Here is a 1,829-nt window from a genome sequence, read left to right on the forward strand (position 1 = left end):
AACGCCGGTGCCAGACTCGTTGTCTGAATATGCGTTTGCAGGCTTACTGCGTGGCGGTAAAACAGAAACTGTAAAGACAAAGCATTCTGAGCTGACTGTGCCCGCGAGTGCTGAGTTTGTTTTAGAGGGCTTTATTTACCCCAACGACACGGCTCCAGAAGGTCCATTTGGTGACCACACAGGTTATTACAATGAAGTAGATGAGTTCCCAGTATTTACCGTGGAGCGTATTACGCATCGTAAAGATCCGATTTACCACAGTACTTACACGGGACGTCCACCTGATGAACCAGCTGTACTTGGGCTTGCATTGAATGAAGTCTTTATACCGATATTGCAAAAGCAGTTTCCTGAGATCGTTGATTTCTATTTGCCGCCAGAAGGCTGCTCGTATCGATTAGCCGTAGTGACGATCAAGAAACAATATCCCGGGCACGCGAAGCGGGTCATGATGGGAGTTTGGTCTTTCTTGCGTCAATTTATGTATACCAAGTTTGTCATTGTGACTGATGACGATGTAGATGCGCGTAATTGGGAAGATGTTATCTGGGCAATTACGACTAGAATGGATCCAGCACGCGATACTACTTTGGTCGAGAACACGCCAATAGATTACCTCGACTTCGCTTCGCCGATTTCTGGTTTGGGGTCGAAGATGGGTATGGATGCCACCAATAAATGGCCAGGTGAAACTGATCGTGAGTGGGGACGTTCAATTGAAATGGATGCGGATGTAAAAGCGCGTGTGGACTCAATGTGGGATGAACTTGGTGTCTTGCCAAAGACTTAGCGTGTTTGGTAAGTGAGTTACTCCATTACGCTTGAGCCGAACGGTCTGCAATTCGAGTGCTCTGAATCCGAAACGCTCATAGAAGCTGGGCAGCGAGTTGATATTCGTTTTCCAGTCAGCTGTCGAAACGGCGTTTGCCATATTTGCAGAGCTGAGTTAATCCAAGGTCGTATTGAAACGCGCACCGGCGAGCTTGTTTCGCCAAACGATACGAACGAAATTTATGTATGTCATGTTAAGCCTCACACTGATGTGACAATTTATATGGACGGGGTGTTAGGCCCTGGTGAATTACCGATGAATACATTTAGTTGCCAGATTAAACAGGTGTCTGAGATGCAGGCGCATGTTTATAAAGTTGTACTAGAGCAACCAGCCGGAAAGTTGAAAGAATTTTACGCAGGCCAGTATTTAGCCTTGTTGTTGCCTGAGCGTGAAGACGAAACATACTTTTCTATTGCGAGTGCGCCGAATCAACGAGAGATTGAGTTGCATATTCAGGCTGATCCTCATTTGGAAAAAGCGCTTGAAGTAGTTCAATTTTTACAAACGAGTGCGAGCGTGCAAGTGAAGCTGCCGTTTGGAAAGGCTTGCTTAAGTTCGGTACCAAGCGAACCAGTTTTGCTACTTGCTGCGGGCACAGGTTTCGCACAGATGAAGAGTTTAATTGAATACTTGCTTGGCAACGGATTTGATAAAGAGCTCAGTTTGTATTGGACCGCTCGCAAAGAAAGTGATTTGTATGCGCTCGACTATGTTAAAGATCTAGAAGATCGGTACGAGAATGTGCATATTCAAACTATTGTTGCTGATGATGACCAAGAGCAGAGCCAGAGCACTCAGCACCACTCCTTGCTAGCTGATGCAGTGTTAGAAGGGCATGGTGACTTGTCTGGCTTTAAGGTCTTTGTTGCGGGGTCGCCTCGCATGGTTTACTCAGCAATGGATGCTTTAGAGGATGCAGGCCTCGAGCATGAGAATTTCTATTCTGACGTGCTTGAGTACGTGAGTCGTGATCAGATCTAGATCATAAATTCAG

The 1,829-nt window shown here is 46.1% G+C and carries 2 protein-coding genes; both read left to right on the forward strand.

The features are described from left to right. Window positions 1-790 (forward strand): UbiD family decarboxylase (locus A3738_RS01025; RefSeq protein WP_156503857.1); only part of this gene is annotated, 790 nt, incomplete at its 5' end. 12 nt (window positions 791-802) lie between these two features. Beyond that, entirely contained in the window at window positions 803-1,816 is a 1,014-nt protein-coding gene (locus tag A3738_RS01030; RefSeq protein ID WP_082869035.1) for a 2Fe-2S iron-sulfur cluster-binding protein, read from the forward strand. Window positions 1,817-1,829 lie beyond the last annotated feature (13 nt).

The sequence above is a fragment of the Oleiphilus sp. HI0066 genome, assembly GCF_001635725.1.